This is a genomic window from Paenibacillus sp. LHD-117 (assembly GCF_030929555.1).
Classification (GTDB): domain Bacteria; phylum Bacillota; class Bacilli; order Paenibacillales; family Paenibacillaceae; genus Pristimantibacillus.
In genome coordinates this window covers 106,940-126,862 of sequence record NZ_JAVFVT010000006.1, presented here as the reverse complement: position 1 = coordinate 126,862, position 19,923 = coordinate 106,940, and the positions used below count along the sequence as shown (strand labels likewise).

The following is a 19,923-nucleotide window of genomic DNA, read 5'->3' as shown; positions in this document are numbered from 1 at the left end:
ATGTTAAACATATCGAGCTGAACAATCAGTTGATGCAGCGCGGAGACGACGGTTTCTACCAGTTGGAGAAAGACAAGGAAGCGGTAAAGGCCTTCATGGCTGAAGTAGATCAAAAAAGCGTGAAATTCGGTTCGCTTCGGGAGAAGCTGGACTACCTCATAACTAACGACTATTACGATGACGTATTCGTTAAATATACATACGAGCAGGTGGAAGCCGTCTTCAACTTGACGACGAACAGCGACTTCCAATTCCAATCGTACATGGCAGCCTCCAAGTTCTATAAGGACTACGCGCTGAAAACAAACAACAAGGCGCAGTACCTCGAGCAATATCCGGATCGCGTGGCGATCGTCGCCCTGCATCTGGGCGAGGGAGACGCGGCTCGCGCGCTTCGCATCGCGGAAGCGATGATCGAGCAGCGCCTGCAGCCGGCGACGCCGACGTTCCTGAACGCGGGCAAGAGCCGCCGCGGCGAGATGGTCTCCTGCTTCCTGCTGGAGATGGACGACTCGCTTAATTCCATCAACTACGTGCTCGGCACGTGCATGCAGCTGTCGAAGATCGGCGGCGGCGTGGCGGTGAACCTGTCCAAGCTTCGCGGACGCGGCGAGCCGATCAAAGGCGTGGAAGGCGCGGCCAAGGGCATCATGCCGGTGCTCAAGCTGATGGAGGACGCATTCTCCTACGCGGATCAGATGGGTCAGCGCAAAGGTTCCGGCGCGGGGTATTACAACATTTTCGGCTGGGACATTATCGAGTTCCTGGATTGCAAGAAGATTAACGCGGACGAGAAATCCCGTATCAAAACGTTGTCGATCGGCCTTATCATCCCGAACAAGTTCTACGAACTGGCCGCCCAGAACAAGCCGCTTGTCGTATTCGGACCGCATTCCGTACAGAAGGCTTACGGCCAGCATCTGGACGACATGGACATGGACGCCATGTACGAAGAGCTTCTTGCGAATGACAAAGTGACCAAAAAAACCGTGATGAACGCGCGCGACATGCTGACGAAGATCGCATCGATCCAGCTGGAATCCGGTTACCCATACATTATGAACAAGTCGAACGCCAACAGCGTTCACGCGCTGAAAGATATCGGCAGCGTCAAGATGTCCAACCTGTGCACGGAAATTTTCCAATTGCAGGAGACTTCCGAAATCAACGATTACGGCTTCGACGACGTGATTCGCCGCGACATCAGCTGCAACCTGGCATCGCTCAACATCGTGAATGTCATGGAACGCGGCAAAATCAAAGATTCCGTCCACGTCGGCATCGAAGCGCTCACGACGGTCAGCGACCTGTCGAAGATCGATAACGCGCCGGGCGTGCGTAAGGCGAACGACGAGCTTCATTCCGTCGGTCTCGGCGCGATGAACCTGAACGGCTACCTGGCGAAGAACAAAATCGCGTACGAAAGCGACGAAGCGAAAGAGTTCGCGAGCGCGTTCTTCATGATGATGAACTTCTACTCCTTGGAGAAAAGCATGGAAATCGCGAAGGAACGCGGCGTTACGTTCAAGGACTTCGACCGCTCCGAATACGCGAAGGGCACGTACTTCACCCGTTACATCGAGACGGACTACCGTCCGCAATCGGATCGTGTGAAGGAACTGTTCGAAGGCATGGACATCCCGTCCCCGCAAGATTGGGCGGCCCTGAAGGAGAAAGTGCAGCAGCACGGCTTGTACCACGCGTACCGTCTGGCGATCGCACCGACGCAAAGCATCTCCTACATCCAGAATGCGACTTCGAGCGTTATGCCGATCGTCGAGCATATCGAGACGCGCACATACGCGAACTCGACGACATATTATCCAATGCCATATCTGTCGCAGGATAATTTCTTCTATTACAAATCGGCCTACAACATCAACCAATTCAAGCTGATCGACCTGATCGCGGAGATTGGCCAGCACGTCGACCAAGGCATCTCGACCGTCCTGCACGTGAACAGCAACGTGACGACCCGCGAACTGGCCCGCTTCTATGTCTATGCCGCTCAGAAGGGCCTTAAGTCGCTTTATTACACAAGAACGAAACGTCTGTCCGTTGAAGAATGCACAAGCTGCGCCGTTTAAAAGGTAGTTCAAAAAGTCCGCTTCCCATTACGAAGTAACCCAAGTAGCTTAATCGACATCGAATATTGAATGCAGCCGAACCTTCCGGTGCTCACGTAGCTCTGCTACGCTCCGCTCCTCAGTTTCTAGCTTCATTCAATCTTCTCGGTACTGAAAACCGAACTTTTTGAACTTTCATCCTATAACCGAAACGGCTGTCGCAGCCTCAAGATGACGACAGCCGTTTCACCATGCGGGTCCCTGTATCCGCGATTACGATATGTAGCGAAGAAGGAGCATGCCTACCTATGAAAGCCGTTAACTGGAACCGCCCGGACGATGATTTCACTCTGACGTTCTGGCAGCAGAACGTGATGCAATTTTGGACGGATGAAGAAATTCCGTTATCCGACGATAAGATGGACTGGATGGAGATGACCGACGACGAGCGCACCCTCTACAAGAACGTGCTTGGCGGACTGACTCTTCTTGATACGATACAAGGCGGCGTTGGTATGCCTAAGATTTTAGAACATGTGGACGGCCTGCAGCGCAAGGCAGTATTGTCCTTCATGTCGATGATGGAGCAAATCCACGCCAAGTCGTACAGCAGCATCTTCACGACGCTTGCTTCCGGCGAAGAGATCGACGCGATCTTCCGCTGGGTGGAAGAAAATCCGCAGCTGCAGAAAAAAGCGAAGCTGGTCGCTTCGTGGTACTCCAACATTACCGGGCCACAAGAGCTGTACAAAGCGATGGCGGCATCCGTATTCTTGGAAAGCTACCTGTTCTACAGCGGTTTCTTCTATCCGCTTTACCTTGCGGGTCAAGGCAAAATGACGAGCAGCGGCGAAATTATCGACCTCATTCTTCGCGACGAAAGCATTCACGGCTTGTACGTGGGCGTACTTGCGCAAGAGTTGTTCGCCACGTTCAGCCCGGACGAGCAAGCTTCCCTGCAAGCCGAGGTGCTGGCACTTCTTCATGAGCTGTACGAGAACGAAGTCGAATACACGGACGGCTTGTACGGCCCGCTCGGTCTCGAAGAAGAAGTGAAAACGTATGTCCGCTACAACGCGAACAAAGCGCTGATGAATCTGGGCATGGAGCCGTATTTCCCGGAAGAGCCGGTCAACCCGATCGTCTTCAACGGCATCAGCACGCATACGAAGCAGCATGACTTCTTCTCCAAGAAGGGCAACGGCTACGTGCGCACGATCCACGTCGAACCGCTGAACGATGACGATTTTGTTTTTAACTTTTAATGAAAGTTCAACCCACCGCTTCTAAATCATAAAGCTTGGCTCATATACTCATTCATGTGATCGCTCTCGACTATGCCTTGCGGCAAGGCGGGAGCGATTGCTGTAAGGAGGGAGCCTATACGATGAAGTTCATTCCCTTGCAACGAATGGCAAGCGACACACTGCCGGGCGGCGACGGAATGGAAATCGACTACCATTCGGATAGGAAGTCATGTTACACTTGTAGAGACAGCCCATCTCGAAGCGCATAAGTTCTGCCGTATCAGAAGCGAAAAAGATTGCTTACTGATGCAAGTTTTGTTCGACAAAACGTTAGGGAGGAAGAAAAGCGTGGAAAACTGCTCAATCGTGACCAAGCCTGCTCTGAACGTCGTTGGCATCAGTTATAGCGGTCCGTACTCATCCTTCCCGGATGATGCGATTAGGCTGCAGACGGAGATACTGGCCCGCAAGCATGAACTAAACGAAGCAGTCAAATCAACCGTTCTCTACTGTCCTTATCACGGCAACGAAGCATTCGCGACCTATTGGGCTTGTTTCGAGGTCCAGCACCTCGAGGAGCTGCCTCCAGGCATGGTTCAGCTAACCATTCCCGCCCATCGATACGCAATGGTTGCGTGTTCCAACAAGCGGATCGGCGAAGGGTATGAGCAATTGAAGACATGGATGGGCGAGCAGAGACTTCAGAAACATGACAGCGCGGTATCGCTGGAGCTGTTCTATATCGATGAACAGCATTGGGAAGAGGAGCCGGTCGAGCTGCTTATTCCGCTGCAAGATTAATGATTCGAAGAGCTTGCGGGAGCAGGTTCTTTTTTTTTCTGGCCAATGAGAGGAGGCGTTGCTTGATGAGCAAGCCCATGTATATTGTAGATGCATTCACGTTAAAAAGATTCGGAGGGAATCCCGCGGCGGTATGTCTCGTCGACGAGCCGCTTGAGGATTCGCTTATGGCAGCGATCGCGGCAGAGATGAATTTGTCCGAAACGGCTTTTGTCATGAAGCGAGAGGAAGGTTTCGGGCTCCGATGGTTTACGCCGAAAGCGGAGGTCGATCTATGCGGGCATGCCACGCTTGCGGCGGCTCATATTTTATGGGAGACGGGTCGGCTGGATGCGACGAAAGCAGCTGTCTTCGCCACGAGGAGCGGCCAGCTGACCGCATCCAAGGACGGCGGGGACAGGAAAATCGTGATGGACTTCCCATCCGAGAAGCCCGAACCGACAAAGGCGCCGCAGGAGCTGCTGGAGGGACTGGGACTTATTCCGCGTTACGTCGGCCGGAACCGCATGGATTATGTCGTTGAGGTGGACCATGAAGATACGGTCCGTTCGCTGCAGCCGGATTTCGGCCTGCTGCGGAAGCTGGACGCGAGGGGCGTCATCGTGACGAGCCGATCCGGCGATTCGGACGAAGCGAGGGCGAGGCGGTACGACTTTGTTTCGAGAGCGTTCTACCCGGGCGTAGGCGTCGACGAGGATCCCGTTACGGGTTCCGCGCATTGCGCACTTGCTCCGTATTGGGGCAAGCGGCTTCGGCGCACTGAACTGATCGGTTATCAGGCATCGGACCGCGGCGGAGAGGTAGGCATGCGGCTGCAGGATGATCGCGTGTTATTGTCCGGCAGCGCGGTTACTGTGCTGCGAGGCGCGATCGACATTTGAAAGGGTGCCATCCAGTTAGCAGCGAGCGTAATTAAAAAAGAAGCCTCCAAATCCGCTTGAAATGCGGCGGTGGAGGCTTCTTTGCTGCGCGAACGCAATCGTACTGGAGATATGAAGTCGAGAAAAACGGATAGAAAGCGGCAGCGGGCTAATAAACGCGTTAACCCAAGTTTTTGGCCGACGCGGGCATGCCCTTGAAAGAAGAGATGCGATTCTTCCCGTTCGTTTTGGAATAATACATCGCTTCGTCCGCTTGTTTGACCATCTCCTGAACGGTGCGGCTCTCCTTGGTCGTGCTGAAGCCCACGCTGACGGTGACGATCGTTTCTTCCTCCACGCGCTTCCGGATCGATTCCGCCACGACATCCGGCTTCACGCGTTCCGTATTGATGCATGCAAGCAGCTCCTCGCCTCCGTATCGCCCGGCGGAGCCGATTCCGCTCGCCTCCTCCTTAATAATCTCGGCCACGCGCTTTAGCACGATGTCGGCTTTCAGATGGCCTTGCGTATCGTTCAGCCGCTTGAAGTTGTCGATGTCGCAGAATATGATGGCCATCGACTTGCTTCCATTCAGAAGCGCTTCGGCCTTCGCGCTGAAGTGCCGGCGGTTGTACAGTCCGGTAAGTCCGTCAACGATCGACGATTGGTAAGTCGACATCAGCCGGTCGATGACCCATTCGAACAGCAGCATGAACATGAGAGAGAAATAGAGGATCGGAAGCAGCAGGCCGAGCAGCGGGAACCACGGCTGGGCGCCGTGAAATACATAGGCATCCGCCATCCGGGCAAGCTCGCACACGAAGTAAATGATGAGGCCTGCGTAATATTTGGTGTTCATGTCGGCAATTCGCGTCGCCAGCAATATAATGAGAGTAACGACGATCATGTAGATGTCGAGCAGTGGGAACGTAACGAGATCGCCGCCGCGTCCGTCGCCCGCCCCGAAAGGCGCGATTCCGTATTGGGCGGCCGCAAGGGCGAACGCGAAGCCCGACATCAAGAGGAACGGCATGCTTCGCAGCTGGGCGGTTCGATAAGTATATAATTTCATGAATACAAAGTTTATAATGATAAAGGAGACGATCTGCAGCAGGCTGGAGACCAGATAGATCCAAGGCGACAGCCGCCAGCCGGGAAACGCGAGCGCAATGAGCACGCTCTGTCTCGCCATGATGAGCGCGATCGCGGTAATAAGCAGCTTGTACGTTTGTTTGCTTCTGTAGCTCACGTAAAGCTTGATCGACATGAAGAGCATCAGAATGAGAATGACGATGACGGACGTGGAAGAAAACAGCTGTCCGTTCGGTCCCGTAAGCCATTGCATTATTGTCATAAGTCAACCACCAATATGTAGAATGTAAGTAAGATAGCAGCTTTACAGAAACATATGTTCTAATATATCATATTCCAGTAGTTTCGTAACCATTGATCTTGTTTTTTTCGAAGCGGACGAACGCTTTAGACCTTTTTTTCAGGAGTTGGGCGCATGAATATTTTACAGGCTTTATTTTTCCCGCCGGAGCAGCCGGGCGGCGTATCTTCGATGGTGCCCTATATACAGGAACGTTTTACGAAAATGGGTTGGGGAATGGAGCTGTTCTCGCTTCCGAAACGCGTGAGGGGCAAAGGACAGGAAGAGGTTTTCTTCGAGACGTTCGACCATCGCGAGTTCGCAGGCAACCCGCTAGTCGATAAATATATTCAGACTTACAAGGACTACGTATGGTGGACGAAGCTAAGGCTGCAGAAGCCTTACGACATTATCCACGCCCACCATCCGATCGCGGCATTGGTCATGAAACAGCTTTATCCGGATACGCCGCTGATCATGACGATCCATTCCAGCTACGAACGCGAGCTAATGCTGAACGGCAAGATTCGGGAAGGCGGAGCGGAGCACCGATTCCTGACCTCGATCTACCGGGAGCTGGAGGCCAAGGCGGATCTCGTGACGACCGTGTCGGAGTCGTTCCGATCTTATATCGGGTCTTATATCAATGATCCGGAGCGGATCAAGGTCATCCCTAACGGCTTCGACGAAAAGAGGTTTAAGCCGATTGCGCACGAAAATGCCGTCACGCAGCTCATTACCGTCTGCCGGCTCGTTCCCGCCAAAGGGCTCGACATTCTGCTTCGGGCTTGCGCCGAGCTGAAGGCACGCGGTTGTCCGTTCGTCCTCCATATTATCGGCGACGGACCGATGCGCAAGGAGCTCGAGACGCTCGCGCAGGACCTGGATTTGTACGACGACATTATTTTCTACGGCTACATGCTGCACCCGGAAGAATTTATGCCGTTCTTCGACGTGTTTGTGCTGCCCTCCCGCGCGGAAGCCTTCGGCTCGGTGTTCGCTGAAGCGGCCCTTTGCTGGCTGGCGCTCGTCGGCACGAACGTAGGCGGCATCGCGGAGCAGATCGAGGACGGGGTGAACGGCTTGCTCGTCGAGCCGGAAGACCACATGGCGTTGGCGGAAGCATTGGAGAAGGTCGTGTCGGATCCGATCTACCGTCATAACCTCGCGAGGACGGGTTGGAACAAGGCGAAAAAAGCCTATTCCTTGCAGCGGGTCATCTCGCAGCTCAAAAAAGTGTACATCGGCCTGAAGCCGGAAGAGCAACAATCGTAATTGAAATAACACTTAAATAAAGGTTCAAAAAGTTCGGTTTTCAGCACATGGGATTATGCTTACGAAGCTGCGTTTTTTTCAAAAACGCTGTAGAAGATTGAAAGAAGCTAGGAAATGAGGAGCGGAACGTAGCAGAGCTACGTGAGCACCTGCAATGTTTCCGGAGGAAACATACTTCGAAAGCATACGCTTGTTCCGGCTGAATTCAAGATTCGATGTCGAGTAAGCTTCCTGGCATACTTCGTGATCAAAAGCGGACATTTTGAACTACCTATAAAGGATGGGTGATGGGATGGGCGTTCCCTTTCGGTTTATCCATGCGGCGGACTTGCATCTCGACAGTCCGTTCCGCGGGCTGGCCAAGGCGCCGGAAGCGGTCAGGACGGCCTTGTCGTCGTCGACGTTTTACGCGCTGCGGCGGCTGACGGATGCCGCGATCGAGAACGAAGTCGATTTCGTCGTCGTAGCCGGCGATTTGTTCGACGAAGCCGACCGCTCCTTGCGTGCGCAGTTCGCGCTCGTCAAGGAATGGGAGAGGCTGGCGGAGCACGGCATCGCCGTGTACGCGATTCACGGCAATCACGACCATCTTGGCGGGAGGCGAGCGAAGCTTCGGCTGCCTTCCGCCGTACATATTTTCGGCTCGAAACAAATGGACTGGGCGCCAGCGTTCACGCGCGGCGGGGAGTTGGCGGCCCATGTATACGGCATGTCCTACGGCGAACGTTCCGTTACGGCGAACTTGGCAGGTACTTACGCCTTACAAGACGGCGCACCTTACCATATCGCCTTGCTTCATGGCAATGTAGGGGGCGACCCTTCCCACGACAGCTACGCGCCCTGCGCGCTGGAAGAGCTGGCGGGAAGCCGATTTGACTACTGGGCGCTCGGACATATCCATAAGCGCGAAGTGTTGAATGTTTATCCGCATGTCGTATATGCGGGCAACACGCAAGGACGCAATCCGAAGGAGCTTGGAGCCAAAGGATGTTATATCGTCGACGTGTCCGCCGCAGGCGCCGCGAAGCTCCGGTTCGTCGCGCTAGACGCCGTTAGATGGCTGGAAGAAAACGTCTCGATCGAAGGCGTCGATACCGAGCAGGAGCTGCTTACGAAGCTGAATGCCGCCGTAGCCGCCGCAGGCGCTGCGGGAGAAGACCGGAGCGTCATGCTACGGCTCAAGCTTACGGGCAGCGGGCCGCTGCATCTCCGCCTAAAGGACGGCGCGCTCGCGGCGACGCTGCTGGAGCAGCTGCAAGAGGACGCGGTACCCGCAGCCGGTTCCCCTTGGATGTATGTTCACGGCATTGAAGCGGCCACTACCGCATCGGTCGATTGGGCCATGCTGGGGGAGGACGAGGGATTCTCGGGCGAGCTGTACCGGCTAGGGGAGCGGCTAGCCGAGGACGAGGCTGCGTGGCGGACATTCGCGAAGAACGCGCTGGCGGAGATGAGCGGGCATCCGAAGCTAGGCAAGCTGGAGCGGAGGAAGTGGGACGAGCTGCCCCAGCGCTGGCTGAAGGAAGGACGCGAGCTTGCGATCGGCTGGATCGCGGAGGAAGGGGATCTCGGATGAAGCTGATACATGCCCGGATCGACGGATACGGCGAGCTGAATGACTGGAGCATCGGGTTGGATGCGCCGGTCATTGTCGTTTATGGTCCGAATGAAGCCGGCAAAAGCACGTTTTTCGGATTTCTGCGGACGATGTTATACGGCTTTGCGAGACGCTCGTCGCCGGCGGACCGCCATGAGCCTTCGAGAGGAGGCAGGCATGGCGGCCGACTCGTCTTCGAAGGCGCGGACGGCAGGAGGCACATCGTCGAGCGATTCGCAGACTCGGCAGGCGGCAAACCAAAGGTTAGGCTTTGGGAGGAGGCCAGCGTGACCGGGGGGGATCCCTCGGGCGCCGAGCATACCTACGAACAAACGTCCTGGGAACAGCGGTTCTTGGGCGGCGTTCAAGAACGGCTGTTCAGGCAGATCTACGCAATCACGTTAACGGAACTGATAGAAGTGAACGCACTGTCCGGCGGAGAGCTGAGCCGATATCTGTATCAAGCAGGCTGGGAGGAAGGACATGCGGTCGCGGCAGCGGAGAAGCGCATCCAGGCAGAGCTCGACGAGTTGTTCAAGCCAAAGGGGGCGAATCAGCGCGCGACGGGCCATGCGAAACGGATCGAACAAGCGGAAGCGGAGCTTCGCTCCCTCGAGGACGGCATCGATCGGTTCAACGACTTGACCCGCGAAGGGGAAAGGGCGGGACAGGAGCTGGCAGTGCTCGCGATCGCCTTACCCGAAGCGGAGGAGCGTTGCCGCCTCCTTCGTAAGGCATTGTCATCGCGGCCGTTATGGCTTCGCAAGATGGGTCTCTTGGCCGAGCTGGAGCGGCTGCGCCACGCGGCGAAGCTGCATCCCGAGGCGGACATCGCTTGGAACGGCATGACGGGCAAGCGGAGGGAGCTGCAGGCGGAAGCGGAACGGCTTCGCAAGGAGCTGGAGCAGCTGGAAGGCCGGAAGGAGGCGCTTCGTTTCGACGAAACGCGGATCGCGAAGGGGGATGAAACGGACGCGATGCTGCAATCCGAAGAGCGCATGAGGAGCTTGGCGTCCCAGCGCGGGGAGTGGCAAACGGAACTAGACGCTCTCGACGGGCATATCGCGAAGCTCGTCGCGGGCATCTCGCCGGAGTGGACGGAGCGGCAGCTGCGCGAGCTCTGCGTGACCGTAGCCGACCGCGATTACGTGCGCGACACGAGGGAGAAGTTCGCGGAGGCCCAGCGGCGGGAGGAGAAGCTGCTTGCCGAACGCGAGACGTTCCGCGGGGAAGAGCGGGAAGCGGCAGCCATGCGGGAAGAAGCCGCCGGCGCGCTCCGCCGACACGAGCAATCGCTGGCTGGCGACGGGCGCGCGAGCAGGCTGTTGCCGCTTGCTATGCCCGAGCTGGCGAATGTTTGGATGGCCGTCGACGATGCGCTGCGCTTCTGGGAGCTGGAACGGGCGCGCTCGATCGCTGGCGCGAGCGACGATCGTATGGAGCGGCGGCCGCATGGCGACAGACGAGCGGCGTTGACGTTATGGGGATCGATCGGCATGAGCGCGGCTGCCGCGCTCTGCGTCGTCGCGGCTGCCGGCTGGCTCGGGCAATTGTCCGAATGGGCTCTTGCCGGAGCTGCGGTCGTTGGCGGAGTATCAGCGGCTTTGCTGGCCGCGGCGACCTTCGTGGGCGGTCGCAGTCGGCCGGGCGGCGGAACGTCGAACGGGCGCGAGTCCGGCCGGCGCGGAAGAAGTTATGCACCGGCCGAAAAGAGACTCGGCGCCGACCAAGCGGAGGCGCATCTCGCAACAGCGCTCGCGCTGCTCGTCCGACAGCCGGAGGCCGCTTTATCCGCCCTGCTGGACCGTGCAGCAGGCGAAGCCGACCCGCGGGAACGGGCCGAGCTGCAGGCCTCGGTACAGGCGCGGCAGGAACAATTCGTCGTCCGCGATCGTTTGTCGGCCCGGCTTGCCGAGCAGGATCAACGGCTAAGCCGGCTTCGCGCCTCCCTGGCGGAGCGGGACGAAGCGCTCCTCGCCGCCGCCGCGGATAAACAGACCGGCGCGTCGGGATGGGGCGATTGGCTGACCGTGCGCTCTTTGCCCCGAACCTTGTCGCCATCGGGGGCGCTGGAGTCGTTCGAGCTCGCCGAAGGCGCGATCGAGCGGCTGCGCCAGTACGACCGGCTGTCGGCAAGGCTCGCCGCGGCCGAGAAGGAAGCGTCCGATTACACGGCCCATGCGGTCAAGTTATGCGAAGGTTTCGAGGACGGGTTCAGGCAATCGAAGAGCGACCCTACGCTCGCGCTGAAGCTGCTTCAAGCGGATATTCGGCGCCATGCGGCAGTCAAGGCGGAAGCCGAAGCCCTGCATGTCCACCGAGAAGAGCTTGCGTCAGCGCTCGCGAGTACCGAGGAGGAGCTCGCGAAGCTAGCTTCTTCGATACGAGCCGTCATGGCCGAAGCGGATGTCGGCGACGAGCCTCGGTACGAGGCCGTTCTGCGCGATCGCGGCCGGCTGTCGGAGCTGGAAGCGGAACTCGCCCGGACGGAAATCGAGCTGACCGCGGGTCAGACGGAAGAGCGGCTGTCGGCGCTGGAGCGGCTGTGGGAGACAAACGACGAGCAGGATACGGAGAGAGCTCTGGAGGCTGAGGAGCGAGAAGCCGCGCGACTCGCCGAAGCGCAGCGGGATTGGTTGGAGCGGAGAGGCCGCGTGAAGCAGGCGACTGAACATCTCATGAACGAGGAGAAAAGGGGGCAGTTGCTCGCTGAGCGGGAGATGGCCGTCTCCTCGTTGGACGCCGACACGGATAGATATGCGGTACTGGCGGTTGGCCGGGCGCTCATCCGCCAGACGCGGAAGCGGTTCGAGGAGGAACGGCAGCCGGTCGTGCTGCGCAATGCCTCTTCCTATATGAGCCTGCTGACTGATGGGCGGTATACGCGCGTTCACGCAAGCGACAACCAAGCCGGAGTTACGGTGGAGCGGTCGGATCAAACGAGACTGGACGGAGGAAGGCTTAGCAGGGGCACCGCGGAGCAACTCTACCTGTCCATGCGGCTGGCGCTCGCCCAGGAGGCGGCGGGTTCGGCTAGACTGCCTATGCTGCTCGACGATTTGTTCGTCAACTTCGACCGCGTCCGGCTGCGGGCCGCAGCGGGGTTGATAAACAGCCTGTCCGAGGAACGGCAGCTATTGTTGTTTACCTGCCACGAACATGTGAGGGACGAGCTGCTTGCCGCATGCGAGGGCGCCCGGTTGGTGGACATGACGACGCAGCGAGCCTAAAGCCCGGACCTAAAGCCCGGACGGCACGAGGTGCCCGCGATGGATCAACCGTCGCGGGCGCCTCGTTTTCTATTCGTTAGGCATGAATCACATTTGATTTAAGAATTACGAAACGCGACTCGCTTCCGGATAATAAGGATGAGCCAGCCGAGGCTGATGAGCCCGAAGAGCGGATACAGCGTGGAGAGAAGCGGCCCGAAGCCGATTTGGCTGGCGACGTAGCAGATGAGCAGGACGCCGAATGTCAGCATTTCGCGAGACCAGTTCATCCTCTCTCTCAGTTGAAGCGTGAGGCCGTAAATGTCGGCGATCAGCGTCGTGAAAATTTCCGCGAAAATCAAGAATATATAGATCAACTGCACGTAATGGCCGAGTTGTCTCGCGATGCCGCCCATCGGAATGGCGAATTGCTGGATTCCTGGCATATGGACCGACAAGGCGATATGGCCGGCCAGCAGCATGAACCCGATTCCGATGCCGCCGATCCACGATCCCGTAATGATCGTCTTCCGATCCCGAATATCGGATCCGAGCGGCACGAGTACGGCCTGGGCGAGCGAAAGGTTGAAAGCGGTATAAAGGAACGGCGAAGCCCAAGCGGCCCATGGCGAATAGTCGGTCGTAAGCGTCACGAACTTGGTCGAGCCCGGCGTCTGGAACGTATCGATCATGACGAACACGGTGAACAGCAGCATGACGGGCACGACGACCGCATTGACGGCGAGAATGGCGTTCATGCCTTTGCGAAGCAACAGGAAGCTGCCCGCGATCGTGATGAGCAACCCGGCTTGGTAGGAGATGTTCCAATGTTCGTAGAAGATGGTGCCGGCTCCCGCCAGCATCACCGCCGTGACGCCTAGCAGAATGACAAGCATGAAGTGGCTGATCAATCGCCCGTATTTGTCGCCGAATAGAGCCTTGTTCAAATCCTCGTAAGATTTGGCCCGGATTTCACTGGCGATCAGCATCATCTTGGTGCCGAGCCATATGAACAGCGCGGTCGCGAGCGCGATCGTAAATGTGCCCCAATACCCGAACCTCGTAAAAAATTGTAAAATTTCCTGTCCCGTCGCGAAGCCCGCCCCGACGATCGTTCCCATGTACGTTGAAGCGATTTGAAGCACCTTGCCTGTCCGTTTCCGCATCGACGGTCCCCCGATTCTTCTTCCTTCTCTCTTTAGAAGTTATGATAAAAGGGGGACGGGCATGCCATCTTTCTGGAACTTTTGCCCAAAAAAAGAGCCGATCGCTCAACTCCGAGCAATCAGCTTCATAGACACGATTTCGTTAACGCCTGGATCGATATCCAGCTTCAGCAAGGCACCCTCAGCGGCGTAAGTAAGCAGGTAATCCGTTTGGGACTCCGGCTTGCCGAGCTTTTGGAGCGCTTGATCCGGCTTGTCGCCGATCTTCAGGCCGTTCAGACCGGCGGAAGTCTGATGACCGTACACCTCGACGAAATGGACGGCGCCCTTCTGATTGAACCCGACCGATAACCCTTCGTATTCATTCACTTTGATGCGGTCTACTTCTTCCTCCAATTCGTAGCTGTCCAGCTCCTTCCCTAGCAGCTTGGAGACGGCCGCCGTCTTGTCGCCGATCGCGATGCCGTGAAGGGAAGGGACATCCTCGCTCCAAGAACCGTCCTTGCTTTTTTTGCCGTCGTTCGATTTGCCGCTTTCGCCTTTCTTCACGGAAGATGCTTCGGCGGAGGAGTCGCCGTCCAGCGCGCCGCCGCCTTCACCGGCAACCGTTTCGTTTCCGGCTGTCAACACATCGTCGTCGTCCAGGTACGACTTCTGAGGTCCTTCGGAGGTGACTTCTTCCGTTACGATCACTGAATCGTCGTGATCCACGTAACCAGGCGCCGCGTTCTGGCAACCCGCGATCAACAGGGCAAGCGCCGATGCGCTCAACCATATTCCCAAACGCCCCCGCATGTTTGCCTGTTTGTTTCTCTTCACTGCCGTTCACCGCCGTTCCGTGTTCTGTACTACATTAAACGCGGCAAGTCCCATGAAAGTTGCTGATCACGCCTAAATAAATTGTAAAATTTTCCTCGGACCGCGAATCCGTCGCCGGGTCGGATTCGAATCGCGCCATGTGAGGTTGCGCGATTCGCTCCTCCTATGGTACGTTATCGAAAAGGGATTTTTGGCGGAGGTTATGGACGATGGAGAAACTAAAACAACGCATTCTGCAAGAATCGTCGGTACTGTCGAACGACGTGCTGCGGATGGACGCGATCATTAACCATATGGTTGATCCCGCTTTGACGATGGAGATGGGGCAGGAATTCTCGGACCGATTCGCCGAAGAAACCATCACGAAGGTTATTACCGTGGAATCATCCGGCATTCCGGCCGCATTCGCGACGGCTTACGTACTGGGCGTGCCGCTCATCTTCGCTAGACGGAAGAAGACGCTTATCGCCGATCCGGACGCCTATTGCGAACGGGTCCCGTCATTCACCAAGGGGATGGTGACCGACATCATGGTCTCGAAGCAGTTTCTTACGAGCGAGGACAGAGTTCTATTCATAGACGACATCATCGCGAACGGCGACGCGGCGCGCGGCTTGATCAAAATCATCGAACGTTCCGGCGCATCCCTCGTAGGGATGGGCGTCGTGGTCGAGAAATCGTTCCAGGCCGGGGGAAGAACGCTTAGGGAGAGCGGAGTTCGAGTCGAATCTCTTGTTCGGATCTCGTCGCTGGAGGGCGGAGAGATTACGTTCGAGTAAGATGTACCAGCTCGTTGACTCTTTTCCAACAGGATGATTTGGCTTATAATGAACGTAAGTGATCGAGGGGAGGCACACAAGCATGGGGAATCTATCCGCTGAATTTATGAATGTGAAACTGAATGACGCCAAGATCCATTTCGAGAGAGCGCTCGATTGCAAGCATACCGAATTCGATGATTTATACCCTTACATGATCGAGCATCCGCAATTTTTCTGGTACAAACGATATGTTGCTTGGTCGGAGCTGCTTACGATCGTGAAGCTGTGCGACGAGCTGTCCATCGAGTGGAAAGAGCAATTCACGGAGAAACAGTCTGAATACATCGGCAAACGCGTTATGTCTTCGCGCGTGCTGGACGAATGGTACGAAACAAACGATTCGAAGGAACACGTAGGTTAAACGGGCGAGCCCTAATAACGAACAACGGATGAAACGGACCTCAATGATTCGCGTATGCTATCATTGGGGTCTTTCTTTCCGGCAGGGTTCGTTGCATGGACATACGTACATAATAGGAGGGAATAGCACCCATGATATCGGAAGAACAACTGGATCTGTTCCGCCTTTCGGGAGAGAACGTGAGAGTGGTGAGGGACGAGTTGGAAAGCAATGACGTCCTCGGCATCGTCGTCGCCTGGGACGACAGCTCCGTCATGATCCGCAAGCCAAGCAGACGGGTTGTCAAGCTGAGCCGAAGCCATCTCTACCAGTCGGCATCGGAAGCGCGCAGATCGCCCTTATCCGGATTGACCGAACCACAGTAACCCAATAATGATGCGAGGAGTGTTCCCATGAATTGTCCGGTATGCGATGACGTTAGAATGAAGGAAGTGCAGAAGGATGACGTGCTGATCGACGTTTGCCCGGCGTGCAAGGGCGTATGGCTGGATCGCGGCGAGCTGGAGAAGCTGTTGCAGGGCGTGCGCGAGGTTCGCGCGGATTACGAGCGGATGGAGCAGCATATACAGGATCCTGCCTACGGAAAGCCGAACCAACCCTCTTCGCCTCCAGGCGCGGCACCTAACTCTCAGAGCCCGTCCGGCGGTTTCGGCGGCAGCCCAAGCCAAGGCCAACAAGGTTTCGGCAGTTCGGCACCGGGTCAAGCGCAGCCTGGATACGGCGTGCCAGGACAAGGCTACGGAGGAACTCCGGGGACAGGCTATGGGCAGCCGCAGCAAGGCGCATATCCGCCGCCGCCGGCTGGTGGGCCTGGTTATCAGCAAGCGCCCGGCAGCTACGGGCAGCCGGGATACGGTCAGTCGTCCGGTCATGGCCACGGACACAGCCCTTATGGTTACGACAAGTACGGACGCCCGTATAAGAAAAAGAAGACGGTACTCGACGTCTTCGGAGATTTATTCGAATAGGTTGAGAGAACACAATCGGAGATAAAGAAAAGCTTGTCCGGTGGGCGAAAATAGCCTGCCGGCAAGCTTTTTTTTGGCAGCATTCATGCGACGAATACCGGCACAACGAAAAAAGGTTCAAGCTCACGAGCTTGAACCTCTTACGTATGGTGCGGTCGAGAGGACTCGAACCTCCACGGCTGTTACACCACTAGAACCTGAATCTAGCGCGTCTGCCAATTCCGCCACGACCGCATTTGTTGTGTCAACAGAAAATAATATATCACATTCATTAAGATTTGGTCAAGCCTTTTGTTTAATTTTTTTTCGCCAACGGATGGCTTAACCGGGTCTTATCAAAAATTTAGGACTTTACGGACGAAGCGGGCAAAAAACCCAAAAGATTGAAGTGGCGAAAGCCTATTAATGAAAGAAGAGACGTAGCCCAGGCGGGTTCCGTTTCTTTATTATGCGGTCGGTTAGGTTACCGGTTTTTTATTTGTTACAAGCTAGCTAAATATATGTTCCTATACTTTTTTTCGTAACAGTCTTTTCATTAGCCCGAAGATGGTTTATAATGTGCTCATGTAGGTTGCAGTTGTAGTTCGCCTATTTTTTTCAATTAATTGTGCCTTGCACAGGCACGGATAAGGAGGGATGCCGCGTATTGCCGGCAGTATCTAGTTAAACCAATCCCACATTCAAAGGAGCTAACAATATTATGGCAAACATTTTATTCGTGAAAGCAAACGACAGACCGGCTGAACAAGCCGTTAGCGTTCAAATGTACGACGCGTTCCTGAACGCGTACAAAGAATCGAATCCGAACGATACGGTGACGGAACTCGATCTCTACGAGGACCAAATCCCGCATTTCGGCAACGACGCGATGACGGGCAATTTCAAGCTGGCGAACGGCATGGAGCTCACCGCCGATGAACAAAACGCTGCGGCTACGGCGGCGCGTTACCTGGATCAATTCCTGGCGGCGGACAAAGTCGTGCTCGCGTTCCCGCTTTGGAACTTCACGGCTCCTTCGCCGATGATCAGCTATATTTCGCATCTGGCCCAAGCAGGCAAAACGTTCAAATACACGGCGGAAGGCCCTGTCGGCCTGGTCGGCGACAAAAAAGTCGCGTTGCTGAGCGCGCGCGGCGGCGTCTATTCCGTCGAGCCGATGTCAACGATCGAATCGGCCATCACACCGATCAAAGCAACGCTGGGACTGTTCGGCATCCAGGTCGAAGAAGTCATTATCGAAGGCCACAACCAATTCAAGGACCGCTCGGCGGAAATCGTCGCCGAAGGGTTGAAGGAAGCGGCGGCTACGGCAGCAGGCTTCTAAACACGAACGCACAGCAACACGACGAAGATGATTCCCGCTCGGGCGGGAATCGTCTTTTTTTGTCGAGCGGCCGCTTTCATTCGCGACGATCGGGATGGTAGTATGAAGTTATACATACAAGCGATAGGGGGCATGCGAATGGGATATTGCATGGTTAATCCTCGCAAGGCACGATGCATCGGCTAATCAATTCTGCCCCATAAAGTTTAAGATTGCCCCCGTCCAATTCGAAACCGCATCGAGTAGTATGGGAGTACGAGACGATCGCTTGCTCGGATAGACAACGGATAAGGAAGGTGAACATATGCTTCGCGTGCTGATAGCGGACGACGAATACGAAATTCGCGAAGGATTGCGCAACCGCTTTCCATGGGATAGCTTCGGGGTAGAGGAGGTGCTGGCGGCCGACGACGGAGATTCGGCGCTGATGCTTGCGCTCGACAAACGGCCGGAGCTGATCGTTACCGATATCAAAATGAACCGGATGTCGGGATTGGAGTTTCTGAGAGCGCTTGCGCTTGTGGAGGATTACGCGCCCGAATCGGTGGTGGTAAGCGGCTATGACGACTTCGAGCTGGTGAAGCAAGCGATGCAGATCGGCGTGATGGATTATGTGCTGAAGCCCGTCAATCTCGAGGAGCTGGAGGCGATCGTCCGCAAGTCGATGGATCGGATTCTGAAGAAGAAGCAGGATGAACATAACGAAAAGCTGATGAAAAGCCAGCTCCAGTTCGCCATCCCAAAGATGAGGGAGGAGCTGCTCCGCGAGATGCTGACGCAGCCGTTCGATCCGTACCGCGAATCGAGGCGCCGTCACCGGCTGCAATCGCTGCAGCTCGATTGGATGGCGGAACGTCCGATGCTGCTCATGATGATGGAAGCCGACGATCTGAAGGCGATCGAAAAACGGAGCCCCAAGGAAAAGGAGCTCGTCCTGTTCGGCATCGGCAACGTCATGAATCAGACGCTGGAGGAGGAATATCCCGCTCCGTTCGCGCTTTGCATGGACCGCAGCGACCGTTGGATCGCGATGCTGGCCTGTTCGAAGCCCGGACAAGCCGAGCTCGGGCGCGGCGTCGCGCAGCTGTGCATCCAGCGCGTCAACGACTACGTCAAAGTAAAGGCAAGCGTCGGGCTGCGCACGACGCCCTGCACGCTGGAGAAGCTTCACGACGCGTTCGGCGAAGCGTCCGAATTTTTGGAGCAGAAGGCCGTCTACGGCGGCAATCGGCTGTTTACCGAACATGGGCTGTATCAAGAGCATGAGGAGACGGATCTCGCCTTGTCGAACCCCGACGAGGTGATGGACCTGATGAAATACGGCTCCGACGCGGACATTGAAGCAGCTATGGACCGTTTTGTCGAAATGGTCAAAACATGGAAGCTGGGGCAGCTCCGGGACATTCAGCAGCGCATCTTCGAGTGGCTGTTCGATATATACCGCAAAGCCGCCGCGGCGGGGGTGCAAAGCAAAGGCTGGGGAAGCAATCCGATCGCAGTGTGGGAGCAGCTGGAGCAATACGATACGCTGCAGTCGCTTCGCGTGCAAGCGGAGCGATTTTTGCTCAGCCTGGCTGAGGATTACCGGAAGCAAGCGGCGGGTCCAAGCCAAATCGTCGTCGAAGCCGAGCGGATCCTGCGCCGGGATTATGCCGAAGCTTTATCGCTTCAGAGCGTGGCATCGGCCGTGCACGTGACGCCGGTGTGGCTCAGCAAGCTGTTCAAAAAGGAGAAACAGAAGACGTTTCTGGAGTATTTGACGGATATTCGGATCGAGAAAGCGAAGGAAATGCTCGGCGATATCAAATACAAGGTGTACCAGGTGTCATACGAGGTCGGCTACAAGGATCCCGTTCATTTCTCGAAGCTGTTCAAGAAGCAGGTAGGCTGCACGCCGAAGGAGTATCGCAGGCAGCGGGGCATCGCGGACGAGGCGGATGCATAAGCGGTGTGGCGCAGAAAACGAGCGGAAGAAGGGGCGGACGACCGTCTCAACCGATCGCGAAAAAGGAAAGGCAGCCTCGACAGCCATCGGCC

Annotated in this window: 16 protein-coding genes and 1 tRNA gene; 13 read left to right on the top strand and 4 right to left on the bottom strand. The window is 56.3% G+C overall.

The genetic code is table 11. The features are described 5' to 3' along the window. Positions 1 to 11 precede the first annotated feature (11 nt). The 4 genes from nrdE (at position 12) to RB620_RS06280 (ending at position 4,995) form a co-directional block, all read left to right on the top strand. A complete protein-coding gene (gene nrdE, locus RB620_RS06295) occupies positions 12 to 2,087 on the top strand; it encodes a class 1b ribonucleoside-diphosphate reductase subunit alpha (RefSeq protein WP_308092915.1) in 2,076 nt (691 codons plus the stop codon). 287 nt (positions 2,088 to 2,374) lie between these two features. Further along, complete coding sequence (nrdF, locus tag RB620_RS06290) at positions 2,375 to 3,331, top strand: class 1b ribonucleoside-diphosphate reductase subunit beta (protein ID WP_308092793.1); 957 nt, start codon at positions 2,375 to 2,377, stop codon at positions 3,329 to 3,331. 330 nt (positions 3,332 to 3,661) lie between these two features. Beyond that, on the top strand, positions 3,662 to 4,114 hold the full coding sequence (locus tag RB620_RS06285) for a GyrI-like domain-containing protein (protein ID WP_308092792.1): 453 nt from the start codon (positions 3,662 to 3,664) through the stop codon (positions 4,112 to 4,114). Between the two features lie 65 nt (positions 4,115 to 4,179). Further along, on the top strand, positions 4,180 to 4,995 hold the full coding sequence (locus tag RB620_RS06280; protein ID WP_308092790.1) for a PhzF family phenazine biosynthesis protein: 816 nt from the start codon (positions 4,180 to 4,182) through the stop codon (positions 4,993 to 4,995). Between the two features lie 160 nt (positions 4,996 to 5,155). Here RB620_RS06280 and RB620_RS06275 read toward each other — a convergent pair whose 3' ends face one another. Next, positions 5,156 to 6,328, bottom strand: a complete 1,173-nt coding sequence (locus RB620_RS06275) for a GGDEF domain-containing protein (protein ID WP_308092789.1) — start codon at positions 6,326 to 6,328, stop codon at positions 5,156 to 5,158. Between the two features lie 153 nt (positions 6,329 to 6,481). On the opposite strand from RB620_RS06275, the gene RB620_RS06270 reads away from it, so the two are divergent. From RB620_RS06270 to RB620_RS06260, 3 genes are all read left to right on the top strand, one after another. Next, positions 6,482 to 7,621, top strand: a complete 1,140-nt coding sequence (locus RB620_RS06270; RefSeq protein ID WP_308092788.1) for a glycosyltransferase family 4 protein — start codon at positions 6,482 to 6,484, stop codon at positions 7,619 to 7,621. Positions 7,622 to 7,913: 292 nt separating this feature from the next. Further along, positions 7,914 to 9,197, top strand: coding sequence for a metallophosphoesterase family protein (locus RB620_RS06265; RefSeq protein ID WP_308092787.1), 1,284 nt, complete (start codon positions 7,914 to 7,916; stop codon positions 9,195 to 9,197). Next, entirely contained in the window at positions 9,194 to 12,448 is a 3,255-nt protein-coding gene (locus RB620_RS06260) for an AAA family ATPase (protein WP_308092785.1), read from the top strand. The genes RB620_RS06265 and RB620_RS06260 overlap by 4 nt, the downstream gene beginning before the upstream one ends. A 98-nt stretch (positions 12,449 to 12,546) precedes the next feature. On the opposite strand, the gene RB620_RS06255 is transcribed toward RB620_RS06260, so the two are convergent. Together RB620_RS06255 and RB620_RS06250 are read right to left on the bottom strand one after the other, a co-directional pair. Further along, the gene (locus tag RB620_RS06255) at positions 12,547 to 13,593 is read right to left on the bottom strand and encodes a YkvI family membrane protein (RefSeq protein WP_308092784.1); all 1,047 of its coding nucleotides are present in this window, start codon (positions 13,591 to 13,593) and stop codon (positions 12,547 to 12,549) included. A 105-nt stretch (positions 13,594 to 13,698) separates the two neighbouring features. Then, the gene (locus RB620_RS06250) at positions 13,699 to 14,412 is read right to left on the bottom strand and encodes a hypothetical protein (RefSeq protein ID WP_308092783.1); all 714 of its coding nucleotides are present in this window, start codon (positions 14,410 to 14,412) and stop codon (positions 13,699 to 13,701) included. 209 nt (positions 14,413 to 14,621) lie between these two features. Here RB620_RS06250 and RB620_RS06245 point away from each other — a divergent pair, with 209 nt between their 5' ends. From RB620_RS06245 to RB620_RS30295, 4 genes are all read left to right on the top strand, one after another. Beyond that, positions 14,622 to 15,191, top strand: a complete 570-nt coding sequence (locus tag RB620_RS06245) for a xanthine phosphoribosyltransferase (RefSeq protein WP_308092782.1) — start codon at positions 14,622 to 14,624, stop codon at positions 15,189 to 15,191. Positions 15,192 to 15,273: 82 nt separating this feature from the next. After that, a complete protein-coding gene (locus tag RB620_RS06240; protein ID WP_308092781.1) occupies positions 15,274 to 15,594 on the top strand; it encodes a hypothetical protein in 321 nt (106 codons plus the stop codon). Between the two features lie 131 nt (positions 15,595 to 15,725). Next, the gene (locus RB620_RS06235) at positions 15,726 to 15,959 is read left to right on the top strand and encodes a hypothetical protein (RefSeq protein ID WP_308092780.1); all 234 of its coding nucleotides are present in this window, start codon (positions 15,726 to 15,728) and stop codon (positions 15,957 to 15,959) included. 27 nt (positions 15,960 to 15,986) lie between these two features. Beyond that, the gene (locus RB620_RS30295) at positions 15,987 to 16,562 is read left to right on the top strand and encodes a TFIIB-type zinc ribbon-containing protein (protein WP_374121371.1); all 576 of its coding nucleotides are present in this window, start codon (positions 15,987 to 15,989) and stop codon (positions 16,560 to 16,562) included. 147 nt (positions 16,563 to 16,709) lie between these two features. On the opposite strand, the gene RB620_RS06225 is transcribed toward RB620_RS30295, so the two are convergent. Beyond that, a tRNA-Leu gene (locus RB620_RS06225) sits at positions 16,710 to 16,796 on the bottom strand. Between the two features lie 466 nt (positions 16,797 to 17,262). Between RB620_RS06225 and RB620_RS06220 the strand changes: the two genes are divergently transcribed. Both RB620_RS06220 and RB620_RS06215 read left to right on the top strand, forming a co-directional pair. Continuing rightward, entirely contained in the window at positions 17,263 to 17,886 is a 624-nt protein-coding gene (locus tag RB620_RS06220; protein WP_308092779.1) for an FMN-dependent NADH-azoreductase, read from the top strand. Between the two features lie 304 nt (positions 17,887 to 18,190). Further along, a complete protein-coding gene (locus RB620_RS06215) occupies positions 18,191 to 19,831 on the top strand; it encodes a response regulator transcription factor (protein WP_308092777.1) in 1,641 nt (546 codons plus the stop codon). The last annotated feature ends 92 nt before the right edge of the window (positions 19,832 to 19,923 follow it).

Excerpts from the sequence above, each read along its gene's own strand:
- RB620_RS06235 (WP_308092780.1), top strand. The coding sequence starts at position 15,726 with ATGATATCGGAAGAACAACTGGATCTGTTCCGCCTTTCGGGAGAGAAC.
- nrdF (WP_308092793.1), top strand. The coding sequence starts at position 2,375 with ATGAAAGCCGTTAACTGGAACCGCCCGGACGATGATTTCACTCTGACG.
- RB620_RS30295 (WP_374121371.1), top strand. The coding sequence starts at position 15,987 with ATGAATTGTCCGGTATGCGATGACGTTAGAATGAAGGAAGTGCAGAAG.
- RB620_RS06215 (WP_308092777.1), top strand. The coding sequence starts at position 18,191 with ATGCTTCGCGTGCTGATAGCGGACGACGAATACGAAATTCGCGAAGGA.
- RB620_RS06220 (WP_308092779.1), top strand. The coding sequence starts at position 17,263 with ATGGCAAACATTTTATTCGTGAAAGCAAACGACAGACCGGCTGAACAA.
- RB620_RS06270 (WP_308092788.1), top strand. The coding sequence starts at position 6,482 with ATGAATATTTTACAGGCTTTATTTTTCCCGCCGGAGCAGCCGGGCGGC.
- RB620_RS06260 (WP_308092785.1), top strand. The coding sequence starts at position 9,194 with ATGAAGCTGATACATGCCCGGATCGACGGATACGGCGAGCTGAATGAC.
- RB620_RS06275 (WP_308092789.1), bottom strand. The coding sequence starts at position 6,328 with ATGACAATAATGCAATGGCTTACGGGACCGAACGGACAGCTGTTTTCT.
- RB620_RS06265 (WP_308092787.1), top strand. The coding sequence starts at position 7,914 with ATGGGCGTTCCCTTTCGGTTTATCCATGCGGCGGACTTGCATCTCGAC.
- RB620_RS06255 (WP_308092784.1), bottom strand. The coding sequence starts at position 13,593 with ATGCGGAAACGGACAGGCAAGGTGCTTCAAATCGCTTCAACGTACATG.
- RB620_RS06240 (WP_308092781.1), top strand. The coding sequence starts at position 15,274 with ATGGGGAATCTATCCGCTGAATTTATGAATGTGAAACTGAATGACGCC.
- RB620_RS06280 (WP_308092790.1), top strand. The coding sequence starts at position 4,180 with ATGAGCAAGCCCATGTATATTGTAGATGCATTCACGTTAAAAAGATTC.
- RB620_RS06245 (WP_308092782.1), top strand. The coding sequence starts at position 14,622 with ATGGAGAAACTAAAACAACGCATTCTGCAAGAATCGTCGGTACTGTCG.